We start from the raw sequence: 20,230 nt of genomic DNA on the forward strand, positions 1-20,230 counted from the left end.
GCAGCAGCCAGTCGGCGATTTCTTCGTTCTCGGCATTGCGCTTGGCGCTGTACCGATAACAGGTTCCGCTGACCTGAAATGTCGCGCAGGCAAGGCGGATTGACACCCTGTGCCCGCTGACAGCACGCTTGGCCATCTCACGGAGGTGAGATGGCCTCACCACTTTTTTGAAATCGCCTCCTGAAGAATGCCGGCCTTCAGGCGCTCGTCCGCGTACATCTTCTTCAGCCGGGCATTCTCGGCTTCCAGTTCCTTCATCCGGGCCATCATCGACACGTCCAGGCCGCCATGCTTCGCTCGCCACTTGTAAAACGTCGCCGTGCTGATCCCCAATTCCCGGCACGACGCCGGCACCGGCAGCCCAGCTTCAACCCGCTTCAGCGCCTCGATGATCTGGCTGTCCGAAAACTTCGACTTCTTCATGCAGAACTCCCCATTAACGAGAAAATTCTACTTCTGAACCCCTTCATTGGCCGGAGGGATTACCGTCGTCGAAGGGCGCAGGCGCTTGCCGATCCTCGGCAGCCTCTTCTCGTGGTGCGGCGTCGATCGTCGCCCGGCACGGCAGCGGTTGGCGAGCCAGCCGAAGTGGCGGATGCGCATGAAGCCCTTGGGCAGCACATGCAGCAGGAAACGCCGGAGCGGTTCTTCGCCCGGCAGATTCCGCTTATACCGTCTCCAGCCGCTCCACCCGCTGAAATCCCCGTGGCAGCGGATTGCCGCGCCGCCCTCTCGACCCCCGGTAATGATCCAGGTCAGCTGGCTGCAGTGTGAGGGTGCGCTTGCCGGCGGTGGCGCGCAGCGCCGCGCCGGCGGGCAAGGCGGCCATGGCGACGAGGTAGTCCTGGCGCGCTTCGAGGTCGGCCGGGGTGATCTGGATCAGCTTGCTGCCTTTGCCTTTGTTGAGGCGGGGTATTTCCTCCGCCGGGTAGACCAGCAGCCTCCCTTGCGCCGAAACGAAGGCCAGGCGGTCGCCATCGGGGTTCGCGACACGCAGCGGGGGCATGACCTTGGCGTGATCGGGCACGGTCAGCAGCGTCTTGCCGGAGCGGTTTTTCGATCCCAGTTCACCGAGCTGGACCAGGAAACCGTAGCCGCCGTCGGTGGCCAGCAGATACCAGTCTTCCTCCGAGCCTGCCAGCACGGCGACGAAGATGGCGCCCGGCGGCGGGTTGAGGCGGCCGGTCAGCGGCTCGCCCTGGCCGCGGGCGGAGGGCAGGTCGTGCACGGCCAGGCTGTAACTGCGCCCGGTGGAATCGAGGAAATAGGCGGGCTGGGTGGAGCGGCCCAGTGCGGCGCACAGGAAGCCGTCGCCGGCGCGGTAGCTCAGGGTCGCGGGATCGACTTCGTGGCCCTTGGCCGAGCGTATCCAGCCCTTCTCCGAAAGGACGATGGTGACCGGCTCGCTGGCGATCAGGGCGGTGGTGTCCAGGGCCTGGGATGCCTGGCGGGCGACGATGGGCGAGCGGCGGGCGTCGCCGAATTTCTCGGCGTCCTGCCGCAGTTCCTGCTTGATCAGGGCATCGAGTTCCGCCCGGGAACCCAGGGTTTTTTCGAGCCGGGCGCGCTCCTGTTCGAGCGCCTCCTGTTCACCGCGGATTTTGATTTCCTCCAGCCGGGCCAGATGGCGCAGCCTGAGTTCCAGGATCGCCTCGGCCTGCAGATCGGTGAGGCCGAAACGCGTCATCAGCACCGGCTTGGGTTCGTCTTCGCCGCGGATGATGGCGATGACTTCATCGATGTCGAGGAAGGCGAGCAGCAGCCCTTCCAGGATGTGCAGCCGCGCCAGCACCTTGTCCAGACGATGCTGGAGGCGGCGACGGACGGTCTCGGTGCGGAAGCTCAGCCATTCCGTCAGGATCTCGCGCAGATTCTTGACCTGCGGCCGGCCGTTCAGGCCGATGATGTTGAGATTGACGCGGTAGGAGCGCTCCAGGTCGGTGGTGGCGAACAGGTGTGACATCAAGGGTTCGACCTCGACCCGCCGGGATTTGGGCATGATGACCAGCCGGGTCGGGTTCTCGTGGTCGGATTCGTCGCGCAGGTCCTCCACCAGCGGCAGCTTCTTGGCCTGCATCTGCGCGGCGATCTGTTCCATCAGCTTGGCGCCGGACACCTGGTAAGGCAGCGCGGTGACGACGATGTTGCCGTCCTCCAGCTCGTAGCGGGCGCGCAAACGCACCGCACCGCTGCCGGTCTGGTACAGCTTCAGCAGCTCCTCCCGCGGCGTGATGAGTTCGGCCTCGTTGGGGAAATCGGGACCGCGGATGCAGCCGCACAGTTCCTCGACCGTGGCTTCGGGCCGATCGATGAGGAGGATGCAGGCCTCGACCACCTCCCGCAGATTGTGGGGCGGAATGTCCGTCGCCATGCCGACGGCGATGCCGGTGGCGCCGTTGAGCAGGAGATTGGGGAGGCGGGCCGGGAGGAGCTGCGGTTCTTCCAGCGTGCCGTCGAAATTCGGCACCCAGTCCACGGTGCCCAGATCCAGCTCGGACAACAGCGACTGCGCATAGGGCGTCAGCCTCGCCTCGGTGTAGCGCATCGCCGCGAACGACTTGGGGTCGTCGGGCGAACCCCAGTTGCCCTGGCCGTCGATCAGCGGGTAACGGTAGGAGAAGGGCTGCGCCATCAGCACCATGGCTTCATAACAGGCCGAATCGCCGTGCGGGTGGTACTTGCCCAGCACATCGCCTACGGTGCGGGCGGATTTCTTGGGCTTGGACTGCGCCGACAGGCCCAGTTCGGACATGGCGTAGACGATGCGCCGCTGTACCGGCTTGAGGCCGTCGGCGATGTGCGGCAGGGCGCGGTCCAGGATGACGTACATGGCGTAATCGAGGTACGCCTTCTCGGTGAAATCCCGTAAGGGAATGCGCTCGTAATTCGCGACTTCGTTCATGGTGGATGCTTGCCAAGGGTCAGATGTCGGCGAGATTGCCCTTTTCCTCCAGCCAGACGCGACGGTCCCCTGCCCGCCGCTTGGCCAACAGCATGTCGAGGCGCTCATCGGTCGCAGCGGCGTCGTCCAGCGACAACTGCACCAGCCGCCGGGTGTCGGGATTCATGGTGGTTTCGCGCAGCTGGACGGGGTTCATCTCGCCCAGGCCCTTGAAGCGCAGCACATTGACCTTACCCTTGATCTTCTCGGCCTCGATACGATCCAGCACGCCCTTTTTTTCGGCCTCGTCCAGCGCGTAATACACCTGCTTGCCGACGTCGATGCGGTACAAGGGCGGCATGGCGATGAACACGTGGCCGGCCTTGACCAGGGCGCGGAAATGGCGCAGGAACAGGGCGCACAGCAGGGTGGCGATGTGGTTGCCGTCGGAATCGGCATCGGCCAGCACACAGATTTTGCCGTAGCGCAGGCCACTCAAATCGGTGGCACCGGGATCGACGCCGATGGCCAGGCTGATGTCATGCACCTCCTGCGATGCGAGGATAGCGCCGGATTCCACTTCCCAGGTGTTCAGGATCTTGCCGCGCAAGGGCATGACGGCCTGGAAATCCTTGTCGCGCGCCTGCTTGGCCGAACCGCCGGCGGAATCGCCCTCGACCAGGAACAGTTCGGTGCGGCTGACATCCTGTGCCGCGCAATCGGCCAGCTTGCCGGGCAGCGCCGGCCCGCTGCTGACCTTCTTGCGGGTGACCCGGCGGGCGGCCCGCAACCGCTTCTGGGCGCTTTCGATCACCAGCTCGGCGATGCGCTCGCCGACCGCGGGATGCTGGTTCAGCCACAGGCTGAAAGCATCCTTCACCACGCCCGAGACGAAGGAGGCGCATTCGCGCGAATTCAGCCGCTCCTTGGTCTGGCCGGCGAACTGCGGCTCCTGCATCTTTACCGAGAGGACGTGATTGCAGCGTTCCCAGACGTCGTCCGGCACGATCTTGAGGCCGCGCGGCAACAGATTCCGGTACTCGCAGAATTCCCGCACCGCCTCGGTCAGTCCCGTGCGTAGGCCGTTGACGTGGGTACCGCCCTGCACCGTCGGCACCAGGTTGACGTAACTCTCGGCCACCGGCGCCGCGCCTTCCGGACACCAGAGCACGGCCCACTCCACCGCCTCCTGCCGACCCTCCATCGCGCCGGTGAACGGCTCATCCGGAATGCAGGCGCATCCCTGCAACTGGTCCAGCAGGTACTGCGGCAGACCATTCCGATAACACCAGGTTTCGGTTTCGCCGCTGGCATCGTCGGTCATCCGGATTTCCAGCCCTGGACACAACACAGCCTTGGCGCGCAGCAGATGTTTGAGACGCGAGCGGGAAAACCGGGCATTGTCGAAATAATGTGCCTCCGGCCAGAACCGCACCGTCGTACCGGTTGCGCGCCTGGGCGTCGTGCCGGTCTCGGTGAGATCCTCCACCTTTTCGCCCTTTTCGAAAGCGATGGCATGGACTTTCCCGTCACGTCGCACTTCGACCTCCAGCCGCAGCGACAGCGCATTGACCACAGAGACGCCGACGCCGTGCAGGCCGCCGGAATAGCGATAAGCCTTCCGGGAGAATTTGCCGCCGGCATGAAGCCTGGTCAGGATCACCTCGACGCCGGACACGCCAAGTTCGGGATGGATGTCCACCGGCATGCCACGGCCATCGTCCCGCACTTCCAGGCCGCCGTCGGCCAGGAGCCGGATCTCGATGAGGCGGGCGAAACCGGCCAGCGCCTCATCCACTGCATTGTCGATGACCTCCTGGGCGAGATGGTCGGGGCGGGTGGTGTCGGTGTACATGCCTGGCCGGCGGCGGACCGGATCCAGGCCGCTCAGGACTTCGATGGCTGAGGCATCGTAAACTTCGTTCATGGGGTGAGATGGCGATACGGACAGGGTGGAGAGAGACGAGGCGGCCGTCGCGAACCGCGGCGCATTTTAATCAACTTGGCAAGTTTGAGATAATGCCGTGTTCGGCCGCGACGCAAAACCGGCTTCCCTCAGTTTCGACTACCGCGCAGACCTGCCATGGCCCGCAAACCGCCAAGCTTTGAAGAAGCCCTCACCGAGCTGGAGCAGCTGGTGGAACGCATGGAACAAGGCAACCTGCCGCTGGAGGAGTCCCTGAAACTGTTCGAGCGGGGCATCGAGCTCACGCGGACCTGCCAAAAATCGCTGCAGGATGCCGAACAAAAGGTCCAGATCCTGCTAGAGGAAAACAGTTTACCCACTTTGAAGCCTTTTCGTGATGAACCCTGAACGATCTCTGAGCGATTTCATGCGGTCCAGCCAGGAGCGGGTGGAACGAGCCCTGGATGCACGCCTGCCGGCCGCCGACCGCATGCCGGAGCGGCTCCATCAAGCCATGCGCTACTCGGTGCTGGGTGGCGGCAAGCGCATGCGCCCCCTGCTCACCTACGCCACCGGCCAGACCATCGGCGTGGCGGCGGACCTGCTCGACGGCCCCGCCTGCGCGGTTGAATTCATCCATGTCTATTCGCTGATTCATGACGATCTGCCGGCGATGGACGACGACGACCTGCGCCGAGGCAAACCGACCTGCCACAAAGCCTATGACGAGGCCACCGCGATACTCGCGGGAGACGGCCTGCAGGCCCTGGCCTTCCACGTCCTCGCCCAGGATCCCAGCATCGCCGTGCCGGCGGAAAACCGCATCGCCATGATCGAAACCCTGGCAAAAGCCAGCGGCCCCGCCGGCATGGTCGGCGGCCAGGCGATCGACCTGGCTTCGGTGGGTAAGAAGCTGGACCTGCCGGGGCTGGAGAACATGCATATCCGCAAGACCGGCGCCCTGATCCGTGCCAGCGTGCGGCTGGCCTGCCTGGCCCGTCCCGGTCTGCCGGCTGAACAATTCGACCGCCTGGACCACTACGCCAAGTGCATCGGCCTCGCTTTCCAGATCCAGGATGACATCCTCGACGAAGAGAGCGACACCCAGACCTTGGGAAAAACTCAAGGCAAGGACCGCGACCACAACAAGCCCAACTACCCGGCCTTGCTGGGGCTGAGCGGCGCCAAAGAAAAAGCGGAAGAAATGCACGAGGCAGCCCTGGAAAGCCTGGCCGGCTTCGGCCCCGAAGCCGATCTGCTGCGAGAACTCGCCCGCTTCATCATCCAGCGGCAGAGCTAGCGGCGAGCCGCGCTTTCCTTGGGCTTTCCTTGATAAGGAGAGGGTCGCAGTTACATAATTTCCGAGTAACCCACTTTACTTAATTAAGTCTGGACAACCGAAGTCTCCGGCCGGACCGAGCAACCTGGAACGCGATTACATGACCGAAACCAAAAGATATGCCCTTCTCGAAGCGGCAGACCATCCCGCCGCACTGCGCAACCTGCCGGAAGACAGGCTGCCTGAGCTCGCCGAAGAACTGCGGGGCTATCTCCTGGAAAGCGTGAGCCGGTCGGGCGGGCACCTGGCCGCGGGACTCGGGACGGTGGAGCTGACCATCGCCCTGCATTACGTCTTCAACACCCCCGAAGACAAGCTGGTCTGGGACGTCGGCCATCAGGCCTATCCGCACAAGATCCTGACCGGGCGGCGCGCCCGCCTGCCGACCATCCGCAAGAAGGGGGGATTGTCGGCCTTCCCCAATCGGGCCGAGAGCCCTTACGACTGCTTCGGCGTCGGCCATTCGAGCACCTCGATCAGCGCGGCCCTCGGCATGGCCGTCGCAGCCGCGCTGGAACGGCGCCCCATCCATGCGGTGGCGATCATCGGCGATGGCGGCCTCACGGGGGGCATGGCCTTCGAAGCACTCAACCATGCCGGCACGCTGGATGCGAACCTCCTGATCATCCTCAACGACAACGAGATGTCGATCTCACCCAACGTCGGCGCGCTCAACAACTACCTGGCGAAGATATTGAGCGGGAAGTTCTACTCCTCGGTGCGTGAAAGCGGCAAGCATCTCCTGGGCCGCCACATGCCCGGCGTTTGGGAGCTGGCGCGGCGCGCCGAAGAACACGTCAAAGGCATGGTGGCGCCGGGAACGCTGTTCGAAGAACTGGGCTTCAATTATTTCGGCCCGATCGACGGTCATGATCTGGACACCTTGATCACGACCTTGCGTAACCTGCGGGATCAGAAAGGCCCCCGCTTCCTGCACATCGTCACCCGCAAAGGCAAGGGTTACGCACCCGCGGAGAAGGATCCCGTGGCCTACCACGGCGTCGGCGCCTTCGACCTCGACGCCGACGAACTGCCCAAGTCCAAGCCGGGAACGCCGAGCTATACGGAAGTATTCGGCCAGTGGCTGTGCGACATGGCGGCGCGCGACCGGCGGCTGCTGGGCATCACGCCGGCGATGCGCGAAGGCTCGGGGCTGGTGGAATTCTCACAGCGCTTCCCGGATCGCTATTTCGACGTCGGCATCGCCGAGCAGCATGCCGTGACATTCGCCGCGGGACAGGCCAGCGAAGGCTACAAGCCGGTGGTGGCCATCTACTCGACCTTCCTCCAGCGCGCCTATGACCAGTTGATCCACGACGTCGCCCTGCAGAACCTGCCGGTGCTGTTCGCCATCGACCGCGCCGGCCTGGTCGGACCGGACGGCCCGACCCATGCCGGCAGCTTCGATCTGAGCTTCATGCGCTGCATCCCCAACATGCTGATCATGGCGCCCTCGGATGAAAACGAATGCAGGCAGATGCTCTATACCGGCTTCATCCATGACGGCCCGGCGGCCGTGCGTTATCCGCGCGGCAGAGGCCCCGGCGTCAGGCCGGAAGAAACGATGACTGCCTTCCCCGTCGGCAAAGGAGAGGTGCGCCTCCGCGGCAAGGGTACCGCCATCCTGGCCTTCGGCACCCCCCTGGCCGCCGCACTCGCGGTCGGCGAGCGGATCGGCGCCACGGTGGCCAACATGCGTTTCGTGAAACCCCTGGATGAGGCGCTTATCCTGGAGCTGGCAGCCACCCACGACCGCATCGTGACCGTCGAGGAAAACGCCATCGCCGGCGGTGCCGGCAGTGCGGTCGGCGAATTCCTCGCCGCCCAGCACTGCGGCATTCCGGTCTGCCACATCGGTCTCAAGGACGAATTCCTCGACCAGGGCACCCGGGAGGAACTCCTGGCCATCGCCGGCCTCGATCAGGCCGGCATCGCCCGATCGATCGACGCATTCATCCAGGCCACGGCTGCCGCAGACAAACCACGGCGGGCCCGCGGCCAGGCCAAGGACAAACACTGATGGACAGGCTGCGCGCGAAAATTCGGGACATCCCGGACTTCCCCAGGCCCGGCATCCTGTTCCGGGACATCACCCCACTGGTCAAGGATCCGGCGGCGCTGAGGCTGGCCATCCACCAGCTCGTCCACCCCTTCGTAGGCGAAGACATCACCGCCGTCGCCGGCATGGAAGCCCGGGGATTCATTTTCGGCGCGCTGGCGGCCTGGGAGCTGGGCGTCGGCTTCGTACCCCTGCGCAAACCGGGAAAACTTCCCTACAACGTCCAGTCCATCGACTACGATCTGGAATACGGTTCGGCCCGCCTGGAAGTCCATCTGGATGCGTTGGGAGTGGGCGACCGGGTGCTGATGGTCGACGACCTCCTGGCGACCGGCGGCACCGCCCGCGCCAGTTGTTCGCTGGTGGAGAGCCTCGGCGCCGAAGTGGCAGCCTGCGCCTTCGTGATCGAGCTGGACGCCCTCGAAGGCCGGGAGGCCTTGCACGGCCGGCGCGTGCATTCGCTGCTGCATTACTGAGCCAACGATAACCGTGCGGATACAAAAAAGCCGGCTTCGAAGCCGGCTTTTTTTGCGGGCGGCCGACCGGGCCGATTACTCGACGGCCTCGATGCGGATCGTCGGACGCGCCTTGACGGGCGCCGCTTCGGGCGCGCCGGTTTCGTATTCCGGCTCCGGCTCGGGCGCCATCCTTCCTTCCGTTTTCGGCCCGAACAAAGCGACCCAGGCCGCTTTCCAGGGACGGCGCATGGCGTCTTCCACTGCGCTGGCCTCGTAGCCGCAGTGCGCCATGCAGTTGGCGCATTTCGGATTTTTCGAATTGCCGTACTTGTGCCAGGGGGTCTCCTCCATCAAGGCGCGGAAGGAAGGCGCGTAACCTTCATCCACCAGCAGGTAGCACGGTTTCTGCCAGCCGAAAACGTTCCGGGTCGGGTTGCCCCAGGGCGTGCAGTTATAACTCTGGTTGCCCGCCAGGAAATCGAGATAGAGCCCTGAATGATTCAAACGCCAGCCGCGGCCGCGGCCCAGCTTGAACACCTTGCGGAACAGCTCCTTGCTGTCGCGCATCCGGATGAAAATGTTCTGCTGCGGCGCGTGCTCGTAGCTGAAACCGGGGGCGATGGTCACCCCCTCGACCCCCAGACGCTGGGTGTGATCCAAGAACTCGGCCACCTCCTCGGCCGACTCCCCCTGAAACAGGGTACAGTTGATGGTCACCCGGAAACCCCGGGCAATCGCCATCTCGACGGCTTCGACGGCCCGGTCGAACACACCGGCCTGACAGACCGAGGCATCGTGCCGCTCACGGTTGCCGTCCAGATGGATCGACAGCGTCAGGAACGGGGACGGCTCGTAATCGTCGATCCGTTTCTTGAGCAGCAGGGCATTGGTGCAGAGATAAACGTATTTCTTGCGTGCGATGATGCCGCGCACGATCTCCGGCAATTCCTTGTGAAGCAGCGGCTCTCCCCCTGCGATCGACACGATCGGGGCATCGCATTCGTCAACGGCCTGCAGTGATTCCTCGACGCTCAGGCGTCGGTTCAATATCTCATCCGGATAATCGATTTTCCCGCAGCCGGCGCAGGCCAGGTTGCAACGGAACAGCGGCTCGAGCATCAACACCAGAGGATAACGCTTGACACCGAAAATCTTTTGTTTGAGCAGATACTTCGCGACGGTCAGTTGTTGACGCAGTGGAACGCCCATTCGTTTCTCCTCGATTCTTCAGCTAAGGACGGAACGGGTTGAGACCACCGCTCCGACGACCATTTCATGTCAGCCCTGGCATGCCGACCCAACCATCGCCCGCAAAAGACAGCCTGACGGGATCACAAGGGGACGGTTTCCTAGTCTGGCACTAGGAAATGTGCCCGGATTGTAACAACAATCCTTTTTTCTTGTTCAAAAATGGGGATTGCGGCATTCCCTTGAATGGGAACGCATGCTAGCATCCAGTTGCATATTACTCAACTCATCTTTGATAAAAAAACAACAGAACTTGACTCAAGCCCGCGAACCTGTAGAATTTTATCCCTTTTACAAGGAGTTAGCCCCCGTGGCCGACTCGCGCCCGAGCAACCGACGCCTACCCTAGATGAGCGGAACACCCCCCTCACAGCCCGCCAGACATGAGCATCTGTCGGACGACGAATTCCAGGCCCATTTCCTGGACGGCGTATCCCGTACTTTCGCTTTGACGATCCCGAGGCTGCCGGAAGGTTTGGCCCGTCCGGTATCCAACGGCTACCTGCTGTGCCGTATCGTCGACACCATCGAAGACGAGGTGGCGCTGACATCGACCCAAAAGCGGCGATATTGCGAGCATTTCGCCCGGGTCGTCGCCGGAACGGCACCCGCTGCCCCGCTCACCGACGAACTCTTTCCACTGCTCTCCGACCAGACCCTGGCCGCCGAGCGGGAGCTGATCGCCGCCATTCCGCGCGTCATCAGCATCACCCATGGCTTCGCCGCGCCGCAGCGGGAGGCACTGGCCGAGTGCGTGGCCACGATGTCTAGAGGAATGGCCGAGTTTCAGGACAAGGACCTGCGGCACGGTCTTGAGGACCTGCGACAGATGGGCGATTACTGCTATTACGTCGCCGGCGTGGTCGGAGAAATGCTGACTCGGCTGTTCTGTCACTATTCCCCGGAAATCGCCGCACATCGGTCGCGGCTGATGGAACTCGCGGTGTCCTTCGGACAGGGACTGCAGATGACCAACATACTGAAGGACCTGTGGGATGACCATGCGCGCGGCGTCTGCTGGCTGCCGCAGGAGGTGTTCACGGAATGCGGTTTCTCCCTCACCGAGCTCCGGCCGCACCACGCCAACCCCGATTTCGTCCGCGGCTTCGAGCGACTGATCGGCGTGGCCCACGCCCACCTGCGCAATGCGCTGGAATATACGTTGCTGATCCCGCGCCATGAAACCGGCATCCGCGAATTCTGCCTCTGGGCTCTGGGGATGGCGGTGCTCACGCTGCGCAAGATCCATCGTCACCCCTATTTCAGTGATTCCGCCCAGGTGAAGATCACACGGCAGGCAGTCAGGGCGACGATCGTCACCTCGCGGCTGACCCGCGGCAGCGACACCTTGCTGAAAGCCACGTTCCGGCTCGCCGGTCTCGGCCTGCCCGCCGCTGTGCTGCAGCCCCGGCCCATCGACATTTGAATTCGCACCGAACCGTCAGGAAACATCGCCCATGTTGAGAGAAGCGACAGCAATATCCAACCTCGAACCGCCGCTGACCGCCTCATACGTCGAGTCCCCTCTCGATGCGGCGATCCGGCAGGCCAAGGACCGTCTGCTGAGCCTGCAGCACCTGGAAGGCTATTGGGTGTTCGAACTCGAAGCCGACTGCACCATCCCGGCCGAGTACATCCTGATGATGCATTTCATGGATGAAATCGACGCGGCACTGCAGGCCAAGATCGCCAACTATCTGCGCAGCCACCAGAGCGCCGACGGCAGCTATCCGCTGTTCCGGGGCGGCGCCGGCGACATCAGCTGCACCGTCAAGGTCTATTACGCCCTCAAGCTGGCGGGCGATTCCATCGACGCCCCCCACATGAAGAAAGCCCGTGAGTGGATTCTTGCCCAGGGCGGCGCCGCCCGCTCCAACGTCTTCACGCGCATCATGCTCGCCATGTTCGAACAGATTCCGTGGCGCGGAATCCCTTTCATCCCGGTGGAAATCATGCTGCTGCCGAAGTGGTTTCCCTTCCATCTGGACAAGGTGTCGTACTGGTCGCGCACGGTGATGGTGCCGCTGTTCATTCTGTGCAGTCATAAAGTGACCGCGCGCAATCCATCCCGGACCCATGTCCGCGAACTGTTCACGGTCGATCCGCAGAAGGAACGCCATTATTTCGACCACGTCAAGACGCCGCTCGGCAAGGCCATCCTCGCGCTGGAGCGGTTCGGACGGATGCTGGAACCCCTCATTCCCAAAGCCGTACGCAAGAAGGCCACCCAGAAAGCCTTCGACTGGTTCACGGCCCGGCTCAATGGCGTGGATGGGCTCGGCGCGATATTTCCGGCCATGGTCAATGCCTATGAGGCGCTGGATTTCCTCGGCGTCCCTCCAGACGACGAGCGCCGCCGACTCGCTCGCGAATCCATCGACCGGCTGCTGGTGTTCCAAGGCGACAGCGTCTACTGCCAGCCCTGCGTCTCGCCGATCTGGGACACCGCCCTCACGTCCCTCACCTTGCAGGAAGTGGCACGTCATACCGCGGACCTCCGGCTCGACGCGGCTCTCAGCAAGGGCCTCAAGTGGCTGGCCTCGAAGCAGATCGACAAGGACGCGCCCGGTGACTGGCGGGTCAACCGGGCCGGTCTGGAAGGCGGTGGCTGGGCGTTCCAGTTCGGCAACGACTATTATCCCGACGTGGACGACAGCGCTGTCGTGGCCCACGCGCTGTTGGGCTCGGAAGATCCCAGCTTCGACGACAACCTGCGGCGGGCGGCCAACTGGATCGCCGGCATGCAGTCCCGCAACGGCGGCTTCGGCGCCTTCGACGCCGACAACACGTACTATTACCTCAATTCCATCCCCTTCGCCGACCACGGCGCCCTGCTCGACCCGCCGACGGCAGACGTGAGCGCCCGCTGCGCCATGTTCCTCGCCAGATGGGTGAACCGGCAACCGGAGCTGCGTCCCGTCCTGGAGCGCACGATCGATTACCTGCGCCGGGAACAGGAAGCCGACGGCTCCTGGTTCGGCCGCTGGGGCACCAACTACATCTACGGCACCTGGTCGGTGCTGCTGGCCTACGAGGCCGCCGGTGTTCCGAACGACGACCCCAGCGTGCGGCGCGCCGTGGCGTGGCTCAAGAGCATCCAGCGCGAGGATGGCGGCTGGGGGGAAGACAACTTCAGCTATCACGATCCGTCGTACCGCGGCCGCTTCCACACCAGCACTGCATTCCAAACCGGATTCGCCCTGATCGCGCTGATGGCGGCGGGCGAAGCCGGCTCACCGGAAGTCCAGGCCGGCGTCGATTACCTGCTCCGCCAGCAGCGGCCCGACGGATTCTGGAACGATGAATGCTTCACCGCACCGGGTTTCCCCCGTGTGTTCTATCTGAAATATCACGGCTACGACAAATTCTTCCCCCTGTGGGCGCTGGCTCGTTACCGTAACGAACGCTACGCCCTGGCGTGATTCGGATAGGTGTCGTCGTCGCCCTGCCGGCCGAAAGCCGTACGCTGACGCGGCGCCCGCTGCGCCGCGGCAAACTGCTTGCCGTCAGAGACACGCTCCATTTCTGCCTGTCCGGCAGCGGTCCGGACAACGCGGCGAAGGCCGCACGCCGGCTGGTGGAAGCCGGCTGCAATGCACTGGTCAGCTGGGGATGTGCCGGCGCTCTCGAAGAACATCTGCAAGCCGGTGATCTCATCCTGCCCGCCGAAGTCGTGAACGTCGACGGCACGGTGTGGCCGGCGCATCCCGGCTGGCATCGGGAAGCGGTGCGGTACGCAGAGGCGCTGCCTTGCAGGGTGTCCACCGGGCGGATGACCGCCAGCGGCGGCATCGTCCATGGCCGCGAAGCCAAACGGACGTTGGCGGCCGCCACCGGCGCCGAAGCCGTCGACATGGAAAGCGGAGCCGTGATCCATACCGCCACGGTACTGGGATTGCCGGCCCTGGCGATCCGCGCCATCGCCGACGATGCGGCGACGGCGATTCCCCGCAGCGTGCTCGACGCGCTCGACCCGCATGGCGACACCCGGCTGCCGAAACTGGTCTACAACCTGGCGCGGCGACCGTCGGACATTCCCGACTTGCTCCGCTTGGCCATGGCTTTCAAGGCGGCATCAGCGACCCTTCGCGCAATGGGCCCCCACTTGCACGCTCCCGGAAAATTCTGACTCAAGCAATGTCCAAAGGAAAAAAGACCGCAACGCAGGAAGCCCGGACGAGTTTTCTCATCCGGCTGATGCACGGCTGGGAATCCAGGGTACTGACCCACCCATGGCTGGTCTTGTTCGTCGCGTTGGCCGCCTGCGGCGTGACGCTGCAGTACACGATGAAATACCTGACCGTGAATACCAACACGGCGGACACCCTCTCGACGGAACTCCCGTTCCAGAAGAACAGGATCCGGTTCGAAACGGAATTTCCCCAGGACGTCTCCACCGTCGTGTTACTGGTCGAGGGCAAAACGCCCGAACAGGCGTCGGATGCCGTCGACGCCCTCCAGCAGAAGCTGGCCGGGCAGCCGGCAACGATCGAGTCGGTCTATGTGCCCGACGGCGGCGATTTCTTCGCCCGCAACGGACTCCTTTATCTGAACCTGGAAGACCTGGAAAAGGTCAGCCGGGATCTGTCTGCCGCCCAGCCATTCTTCGGACGGCTGGCCGAAGACAACAGCCTCGACGGTTTTTTCGGCATCTATGCCCAGGCGTTGGACGCCAAGGAATCGGACCTCCCGGTGGAACTGGGCGCCTTCACCCGCCGCCTCGACGAGGCATTTCGAGCCGCGCTGGAGCAACGGCCCTACCGCCTGTCCTGGCAACAGTTGATCATGGGGCAAAAGGAAGGCCTCGGTATCACCAAGCGTTTCATCGTCATCCGGCCGAAACTGTTCTTCGAGGAACTGATGCCGGCGGCAAAGGCCATGGCCACCATCGACCGGGCCATAGACGACATCCGCGCCGACACCCTGTCCGACGTCCAGGTACGCAAGACCGGCGAAGTCGTCCTGGAATACGAGGAAATGCTGACGGTGCAGGAAAGCGTCACGGTCGCCGGCCTCGTCTCCACCGTGCTGGTCTGCCTGACACTGTGGTTGGCCTACCGGTCGTTCAGGCTGATGTTCGCCACGTTCCTGACACTGGGTATGGGTTTGGTGTTTTCCATGGGTTTCGCCACCCTGGCGATCGGCCAGCTCAACCTGATCTCGATCTCCTTCACAGTGCTGTTCATCGGCATGGGGGATGCCTATTCGTCCCATTTCTGCCTGCGGTACCGGGAGCTGATCCTGCGCGGCATGCCGCAGCGGGCCGCCTTACGCGAAACCTTCGCGTCGACGGGCTCGGCGCTGCTCCTGTGTACGCTGACCGCTGCCATCGGCCTCTACGCGTTCATCCCGACGGCCTACTCCGGCGTCGCGGAACTCGGCATCATCGCCGGCACCAGCATGTTCATCGCCCTGGCGACCACCTTCACCGTGCTGCCGGCGATCATGAACATATTGCCTTACAAGCCTTCCCGCCGCGCGGTCCAGCACAGACCGCGCGCGTTGACCCGGGCCCTGCTTTCCAACTGGCCGATGCGCTATGCCGGGCCGATCCGGATACTGACCCTGATCCTGGGCGTCGCGGCCGCTGCCCTGCTGAGCCGCATCATGATCGACTTCAATCCGATCAACCTGCGCGATCCGTCCACCGAATCGGTCAAGACTTTCAAGTATCTGCTCAAGTCTCGCGACACCTCGCCAATGACCCTGGCCTCGCTCGCCTCGAACGAAGAGGATGCCCACGCCAGGATTCGACGGTTCGAGGAACTCGCTTCGGTCGACAGCGTGCGCAGCATATTCGATTTCGTTCCCGACCGGCAGGACGAAAAACTTGCCGCCATCGCGGATCTGGCGCTGGTGCTCGGACCTCAGCTGCAGAATTTTCCGGCCGCCTCCGAGGCCAAGCCGAACCTGCAGACCCTGGAAAAACTGCATGCCGCGCTGCGCAAGCGCCTCGAAAAAAGCCACGATCCCGATGTCGCCGCGCTGGACGGCAGCCTCGAACGGCTCCTCGAACAACTCCGTGCATCGCCCCCACAGGCGGTTCAGGACCGCCTCGACGCTCTCGAAAAAAGCGTTCTGGGAGGCTTGAGGAAAACCATCACCCATCTGAGTACCAGTCTGGAAGCCGAGCCGATCACTCTGGACTCCCTTCCCGCGGACATCCGCGAGCGCTGGATCAGCAAGGACGGGCTCTACCGCCTGCAGATCTTCCCCAGATACGACCTGAATGATCTGGACAAACTGCGTGAATTCATCCAGCAAGCCCAGACGGTGGACCCCGACGTGACCGACCTGCCGGTGACCTACCTGGAATCGATGAACGCCGTCATCGTCGCTTTCGCCCAGGCGTTCGGCACGGCGCTCGGTGCGATCACGCTTCTGCTGCTGCTGATACTGAGAAACCTCAAGGATACCCTGCTGGTCCTGTTGCCCCTGCTGCTCGCCTCTCTGTTCACCGCAGCCGTGACGGTGCTCATCCACGTGCCCTTCAATTTCGCCAACATCATCGCCCTGCCGCTCCTGTTCGGCCTGGGCGTAGACAACGGCATCCACATGGCGCACCGGCTGCATTACCTGAAATCCACGCACGATGCCTTGCTGGATTCCAGTGAAGCCAAGGGCGTGTTTTACGGCGCCCTGACCACCGTATTCAGCTTCGCCAGCCTCGCCTTCACCCCGCACCCAGGCATGTCGTCCATGGGCATCCTGCTCGCCATCGGCCTGATGCTGTCCCTGGTCTGTGCCCTGATAGTGCTGCCGGCGTTCGCCGCGCGGCGGGTCAAGGTCTGAGGGGCTTGGTGTAGAATGCGAGATTTGACAATTTACCAAACCCGAGGTTGTCGATGTCGAGTCGTATTGCCGACCTGCTGAAGAACCGCAGAGGCGAAAATTTCGATCTGCATGAGAAACATCTCAATACCCAGATGGTCCGGGTGTTGAAGACGATCGGCTACGACCGGGTGTACGTCCGGGCGCAGGGCCCTTACCTCTACGACGATCAGGACCGCGAATACCTGGACCTCCTCAGCGGCTTCGGCGTGTTCGCCCTGGGACGCAACCATCCCCAGGTGGTCGGGGCGCTCAAGGACGTGCTGGATGCCCAGCTTCCCGATCTGGTGCAGATGGACGTATCCCTCCTGAGCGGCCTGTTGTCGGAAAAGATTCTGCAGCGCTGCCCCGGCGACTTGTCGCGGATGTTCTACTGCAACTCCGGCGCCGAAGCCGTGGAAGCGGCCATCAAGTTCGCCCGCTACACCACCAAGCGGGAAAAGATCGTGTATTGCGAACACGGCTTCCACGGCCTCACCCTGGGAGCGCTTTCGCTGAACGGCGAGCAGGTGTTCCGCGACGGCTTCGGCCCGCTGCTGCCGGCCTGCAAGGCCGTGCCATTCAACGACCTCGGCGCCCTCGAGGCCGCCCTCCGCCACAACGACGTGGCCGCCTTCATCGTCGAGCCGATCCAGGGCAAGGGGGTCAACCTGCCGGATGAGGGTTATCTGGCCGAGGCCGCCCGTCTGTGCCGGAAGCACGGGGCACTGTTCGTGGCTGACGAGATCCAGACCGGTATCGGCCGCACCGGGAAATTCTGGGCGATCGAACACTGGGGCGTCGAGCCGGACATGATCCTGATGGCAAAGGCACTGTCCGGCGGATTCATTCCGGTCGGTGCCGTCGCCATGAAAAAGCACATCATGGAGGCGGTGTTCAACCGGATGGACCGCGCCGTGGTCCATGGATCGACCTTTTCCAAGAACAACATGGCGATGGCCGCCGGCATTGCCACCCTGGAAGTCCTGGCAGAGGAGCGCCTGGTCGAAAACGCGGCCAAGCTCGGCGAGCAGATCATTTCCGGAATCCGGGCGATGACCGACCGATACGAGCTGCTGCACGCGGTGCGAGGGAAAGGCATGATGATCGCGGTCGAATTCGGCGCGCCGAAGAGCTTTTCGCTCAAGGCCGCCTGGAGCCTCCTGGAAACTGCCAACAAGGGCCTGTTCAGCCAGATGATCACCATCCCGCTGTTCAAGAATCACCGCATCCTGAGCCAGGTGGCGGGGCATGGCATGAACGTGGTCAAGTTCCTGCCGCCGCTGGTGATCGGCCAGAGGGACGCCGACTGGATACTCCAGGCCATGGACACGGTCATCGCCGATTGCCACAAGGTTCCCGGCGCCATCTGGGACCTGGGCAAGAACCTGACCAGCCACGCCCTCAAGACCAAGGCCGGCTGACCCTTCACTCAATCGGACAGGTAGCCATGTTCCTTCACGCCATCCAGCCATTCGGCAAGCCCCTCCGGGGCATCGCCGTAAGTCTCCTTGTATTCAGCTCCGCGGCCTGGAGTCATGCCGTCGTCACCGAATCTTCGCTGACCAAGGAGCCGGTGGAGCCCCATCACGCAACCAAGGTGGTGCTGTTTTTCAACTCCGGGGTCGAACTCGCGCTCTCGCGGGTGTTCCTAGTCAGCAAAGGCGACGTGTTCCACCCCGTCCACATCGCCAAGGGCAAGAAAGCGGGCGAGATGCTGGTCGACATCCCCCCTCTGGAACCCGGCGACTATGCCCTGAAATACAAGGTGTTCGCGGCTGACGGGCACTTCACCGAAAACGTGATCCGTTTCCGCGTCGATAACCCGTAACCCGAGGTCGCTCCCTCCATGTTCATACAAGGCTTGGCCAATTTCATCGATGACTTCCTCGGCGGCTTGATGCTCATCAGCTATGCGCTGATCGTCGGCAGCCTGATCTGGGCCGCCTGGATCCTGCGGATCTGGGACAGAGCCGGGGGAGACGACGGCGCGCCGGAACCGGTCGTCGCCGTTTGCGTCCGTCTGCTGAAGGGAGGCGCGATCACGCTGGCGGCCATGCAGGGCACCAAACTGCTGATCAAGGGCGTGCTGCTCGCCGCGACGCTCGGCGATTTCCCTCTCGAGGCCTATTTCGGGACGGTACAGTTCATCGCCGGCCTGCTCCGCTTCTTCCTCTCGTGTGGATTCATTTACGTGGCCGGGCGACTCAGCGTTTCGCCGGCTGACCGTTCGGCCTGGAACACCGCAGCGATCCTGACCGTGCCGCTGGTGATCAGCGGTGCCTGGCTGGTGCACGGGGTCGGGCGTTTCGAACACCGCGAACGGCTCATGATACTGACGGTGATCCACCAGCTGGCCGCTGCGGTCTGGGTCGGCGGCGTCGCTCAGCTTCTGTTCCTCTGGCATTCCCGGCGCTCGGAACGGGTGGCTCATCAGTTCTGGCCCCGCGCCATCACGCGTTTCGGGTGGCTGGGCGCGGCCTCCGTGCTGCTGCTGGTTTCCACCGGGCTGCCGCTGGCCGTGGAATACATCGGCTCGCTGGACGGACTTTTCGGCACCGGCTATGGCAGCCTGGTGGCGACCAAGGTCGCACTGATGGCAGGCGCACTCTACTTCGCTTACCGCAACCACAAGGCCGGGAAGGAGTGGAAGGAACGCGGCGCCTCCGCCGATCTGACCGGCAAGGTGCCGTATTTCATCGAAGCCGAGACTTTCGTACTGGTGGGCGTCCTGTTCGTCGCCGCCACACTGTCGTCGCAGCCGCCCTCGGTGGACATCAAGGACACCACGGCGACGGTCTCGGAAGTGGCCTACATGTTCTCACCCCGCCTGCCCAAGATCAGCTCCCCGACCCATGAGCAGCTTCTGGCCGGTGAACCAGGCAGAGTCGCGGTGGTCGACAAGGTCCCTTCGGTCGCCGCCACCGAGTGGTCGGACTACAACCACAACATCTCCGGCATCTTCCTGACCGGTATGTGTCTGGTAGCGATGCTCTCCTATACCGGACGCTTCCGCTGGACCCGTTACTGGCCCGTGGGGTTCATCGGCCTGAGCATCTTCCTGTTCTTCCGCAGTGACGCCGAAACCTGGCCGCTGGGGCCGATCGGATTCTGGGAGAGCACCTTCGGCAACGGCGAGGTTTTCCAACACCGCATCGCCACGCTGCTGGCGTTCATGCTCGGCGTCCTGGAGCTGCGCGCCCGCACCCGACCCGATGCCCACCGGCTGCGCTATATGTTTCCAGTCCTCAGTGCCTTCGGCGGCATTCTGCTGCTCACACACTCACACGCCGAATTCGAGCTCAAAAGCGAGTATCTGATCCAGTCGACCCACACCGCCATGGGCCTCCTGGCGGTCGTGGTCGCCAGCGGACGCTGGCTGGAGCTCAGACTGGCGGCTGCGCCGGTGGTGTCTTCGCAGTCTGCCTCGAGCCGCTTCGACACGGGTCAGGTGGCCGGCTTCCTGTCGATCCTCGCCATGTTCGTGATCGGCAATTTCCTGATGTTCTACCGGGAGCCGCTGTACTGA

Annotated in this window: 14 protein-coding genes and 2 pseudogenes; 11 read left to right on the top strand and 5 right to left on the bottom strand. The window is 63.5% G+C overall.

Going from position 1 to position 20,230, the window contains the following annotated elements:
• The 4 genes and pseudogenes from H156_RS16525 to parE form a co-directional block, all read right to left on the bottom strand.
• Positions 1 to 423, bottom strand: a pseudogene (locus tag H156_RS16525) (transposase); the annotation flags it as partial.
• A gap of 135 nt (positions 424 to 558) precedes the next feature.
• Positions 559 to 660, bottom strand: a pseudogene (locus H156_RS17405) (transposase); the annotation flags it as partial.
• 7 nt (positions 661 to 667) lie between these two features.
• Positions 668 to 2,902 (bottom strand): DNA topoisomerase IV subunit A, encoded by a 2,235-nt coding sequence (gene parC, locus H156_RS0100440; protein ID WP_017365095.1) that lies wholly within the window; start codon positions 2,900 to 2,902, stop codon positions 668 to 670.
• Positions 2,903 to 2,921: 19 nt separating this feature from the next.
• The gene (parE, locus tag H156_RS0100445; protein WP_017365094.1) at positions 2,922 to 4,808 is read right to left on the bottom strand and encodes a DNA topoisomerase IV subunit B; all 1,887 of its coding nucleotides are present in this window, start codon (positions 4,806 to 4,808) and stop codon (positions 2,922 to 2,924) included.
• A 156-nt stretch (positions 4,809 to 4,964) separates the two neighbouring features.
• On the opposite strand from parE, the gene H156_RS0100450 reads away from it, so the two are divergent.
• The 4 genes from H156_RS0100450 (at position 4,965) to H156_RS0100465 (ending at position 8,661) form a co-directional block, all read left to right on the top strand.
• Positions 4,965 to 5,195, top strand: coding sequence for an exodeoxyribonuclease VII small subunit (locus H156_RS0100450; protein ID WP_010960143.1), 231 nt, complete (start codon positions 4,965 to 4,967; stop codon positions 5,193 to 5,195).
• Complete coding sequence (gene ispA, locus H156_RS0100455; protein ID WP_017365093.1) at positions 5,185 to 6,087, top strand: (2E,6E)-farnesyl diphosphate synthase; 903 nt, start codon at positions 5,185 to 5,187, stop codon at positions 6,085 to 6,087. Before H156_RS0100450 ends, ispA begins: the two co-directional genes overlap by 11 nt.
• A 139-nt stretch (positions 6,088 to 6,226) precedes the next feature.
• Positions 6,227 to 8,146: a 1-deoxy-D-xylulose-5-phosphate synthase gene (dxs, locus tag H156_RS0100460; RefSeq protein ID WP_017365092.1), complete on the top strand. Its 1,920-nt coding sequence runs from the start codon at positions 6,227 to 6,229 to the stop codon at positions 8,144 to 8,146.
• Positions 8,146 to 8,661: an adenine phosphoribosyltransferase gene (locus H156_RS0100465; RefSeq protein WP_017365091.1), complete on the top strand. Its 516-nt coding sequence runs from the start codon at positions 8,146 to 8,148 to the stop codon at positions 8,659 to 8,661. The genes dxs and H156_RS0100465 overlap by 1 nt, the downstream gene beginning before the upstream one ends.
• Before the next feature lie 75 nt (positions 8,662 to 8,736).
• On the opposite strand, the gene hpnH is transcribed toward H156_RS0100465, so the two are convergent.
• Positions 8,737 to 9,852 (bottom strand): adenosyl-hopene transferase HpnH, encoded by a 1,116-nt coding sequence (hpnH, locus tag H156_RS0100470; RefSeq protein ID WP_010960139.1) that lies wholly within the window; start codon positions 9,850 to 9,852, stop codon positions 8,737 to 8,739.
• Between the two features lie 388 nt (positions 9,853 to 10,240).
• Here hpnH and H156_RS0100475 point away from each other — a divergent pair, with 388 nt between their 5' ends.
• Genes H156_RS0100475 through H156_RS0100505 form a run of 7 tightly spaced genes read left to right on the top strand, consistent with a single transcriptional unit; the run spans position 10,241 to position 20,230 of the window.
• A complete protein-coding gene (locus H156_RS0100475) occupies positions 10,241 to 11,317 on the top strand; it encodes a phytoene/squalene synthase family protein (protein ID WP_017365090.1) in 1,077 nt (358 codons plus the stop codon).
• A 31-nt stretch (positions 11,318 to 11,348) separates the two neighbouring features.
• Positions 11,349 to 13,313 (top strand): squalene--hopene cyclase, encoded by a 1,965-nt coding sequence (gene shc, locus H156_RS0100480; RefSeq protein WP_017365089.1) that lies wholly within the window; start codon positions 11,349 to 11,351, stop codon positions 13,311 to 13,313.
• Entirely contained in the window at positions 13,310 to 14,020 is a 711-nt protein-coding gene (locus tag H156_RS0100485) for a phosphorylase family protein (protein WP_010960136.1), read from the top strand. The genes shc and H156_RS0100485 overlap by 4 nt, the downstream gene beginning before the upstream one ends.
• Positions 14,021 to 14,028: 8 nt before the next feature.
• Positions 14,029 to 16,683, top strand: a complete 2,655-nt coding sequence (locus H156_RS0100490) for an MMPL family transporter (protein ID WP_017365088.1) — start codon at positions 14,029 to 14,031, stop codon at positions 16,681 to 16,683.
• Between the two features lie 53 nt (positions 16,684 to 16,736).
• Positions 16,737 to 18,125, top strand: a complete 1,389-nt coding sequence (locus tag H156_RS0100495; protein ID WP_010960134.1) for an aspartate aminotransferase family protein — start codon at positions 16,737 to 16,739, stop codon at positions 18,123 to 18,125.
• 26 nt (positions 18,126 to 18,151) lie between these two features.
• Entirely contained in the window at positions 18,152 to 18,532 is a 381-nt protein-coding gene (locus tag H156_RS0100500) for a copper resistance CopC family protein (protein WP_010960133.1), read from the top strand.
• An 18-nt stretch (positions 18,533 to 18,550) separates the two neighbouring features.
• A complete protein-coding gene (locus H156_RS0100505) occupies positions 18,551 to 20,230 on the top strand; it encodes a copper resistance D family protein (RefSeq protein WP_010960132.1) in 1,680 nt (559 codons plus the stop codon).

The organism is Methylococcus capsulatus str. Texas = ATCC 19069 (genome assembly GCF_000424685.1).
GTDB lineage: Bacteria > Pseudomonadota > Gammaproteobacteria > Methylococcales > Methylococcaceae > Methylococcus > Methylococcus capsulatus.

Bases quoted from the DNA above. Each gene is read 5' to 3' on its own strand.
- parC (WP_017365095.1), bottom strand. From the start codon at position 2,902: ATGAACGAAGTCGCGAATTACGAGCGCATTCCCTTACGGGATTTCACC.
- H156_RS0100475 (WP_017365090.1), top strand. From the start codon at position 10,241: ATGAGCGGAACACCCCCCTCACAGCCCGCCAGACATGAGCATCTGTCG.
- ispA (WP_017365093.1), top strand. From the start codon at position 5,185: ATGAACCCTGAACGATCTCTGAGCGATTTCATGCGGTCCAGCCAGGAG.
- H156_RS0100495 (WP_010960134.1), top strand. From the start codon at position 16,737: ATGTCGAGTCGTATTGCCGACCTGCTGAAGAACCGCAGAGGCGAAAAT.
- H156_RS0100465 (WP_017365091.1), top strand. From the start codon at position 8,146: ATGGACAGGCTGCGCGCGAAAATTCGGGACATCCCGGACTTCCCCAGG.
- H156_RS0100450 (WP_010960143.1), top strand. From the start codon at position 4,965: ATGGCCCGCAAACCGCCAAGCTTTGAAGAAGCCCTCACCGAGCTGGAG.
- H156_RS0100490 (WP_017365088.1), top strand. From the start codon at position 14,029: ATGTCCAAAGGAAAAAAGACCGCAACGCAGGAAGCCCGGACGAGTTTT.
- shc (WP_017365089.1), top strand. From the start codon at position 11,349: ATGTTGAGAGAAGCGACAGCAATATCCAACCTCGAACCGCCGCTGACC.
- dxs (WP_017365092.1), top strand. From the start codon at position 6,227: ATGACCGAAACCAAAAGATATGCCCTTCTCGAAGCGGCAGACCATCCC.
- parE (WP_017365094.1), bottom strand. From the start codon at position 4,808: ATGAACGAAGTTTACGATGCCTCAGCCATCGAAGTCCTGAGCGGCCTG.
- hpnH (WP_010960139.1), bottom strand. From the start codon at position 9,852: ATGGGCGTTCCACTGCGTCAACAACTGACCGTCGCGAAGTATCTGCTC.
- H156_RS0100505 (WP_010960132.1), top strand. From the start codon at position 18,551: ATGTTCATACAAGGCTTGGCCAATTTCATCGATGACTTCCTCGGCGGC.
- H156_RS0100500 (WP_010960133.1), top strand. From the start codon at position 18,152: ATGTTCCTTCACGCCATCCAGCCATTCGGCAAGCCCCTCCGGGGCATC.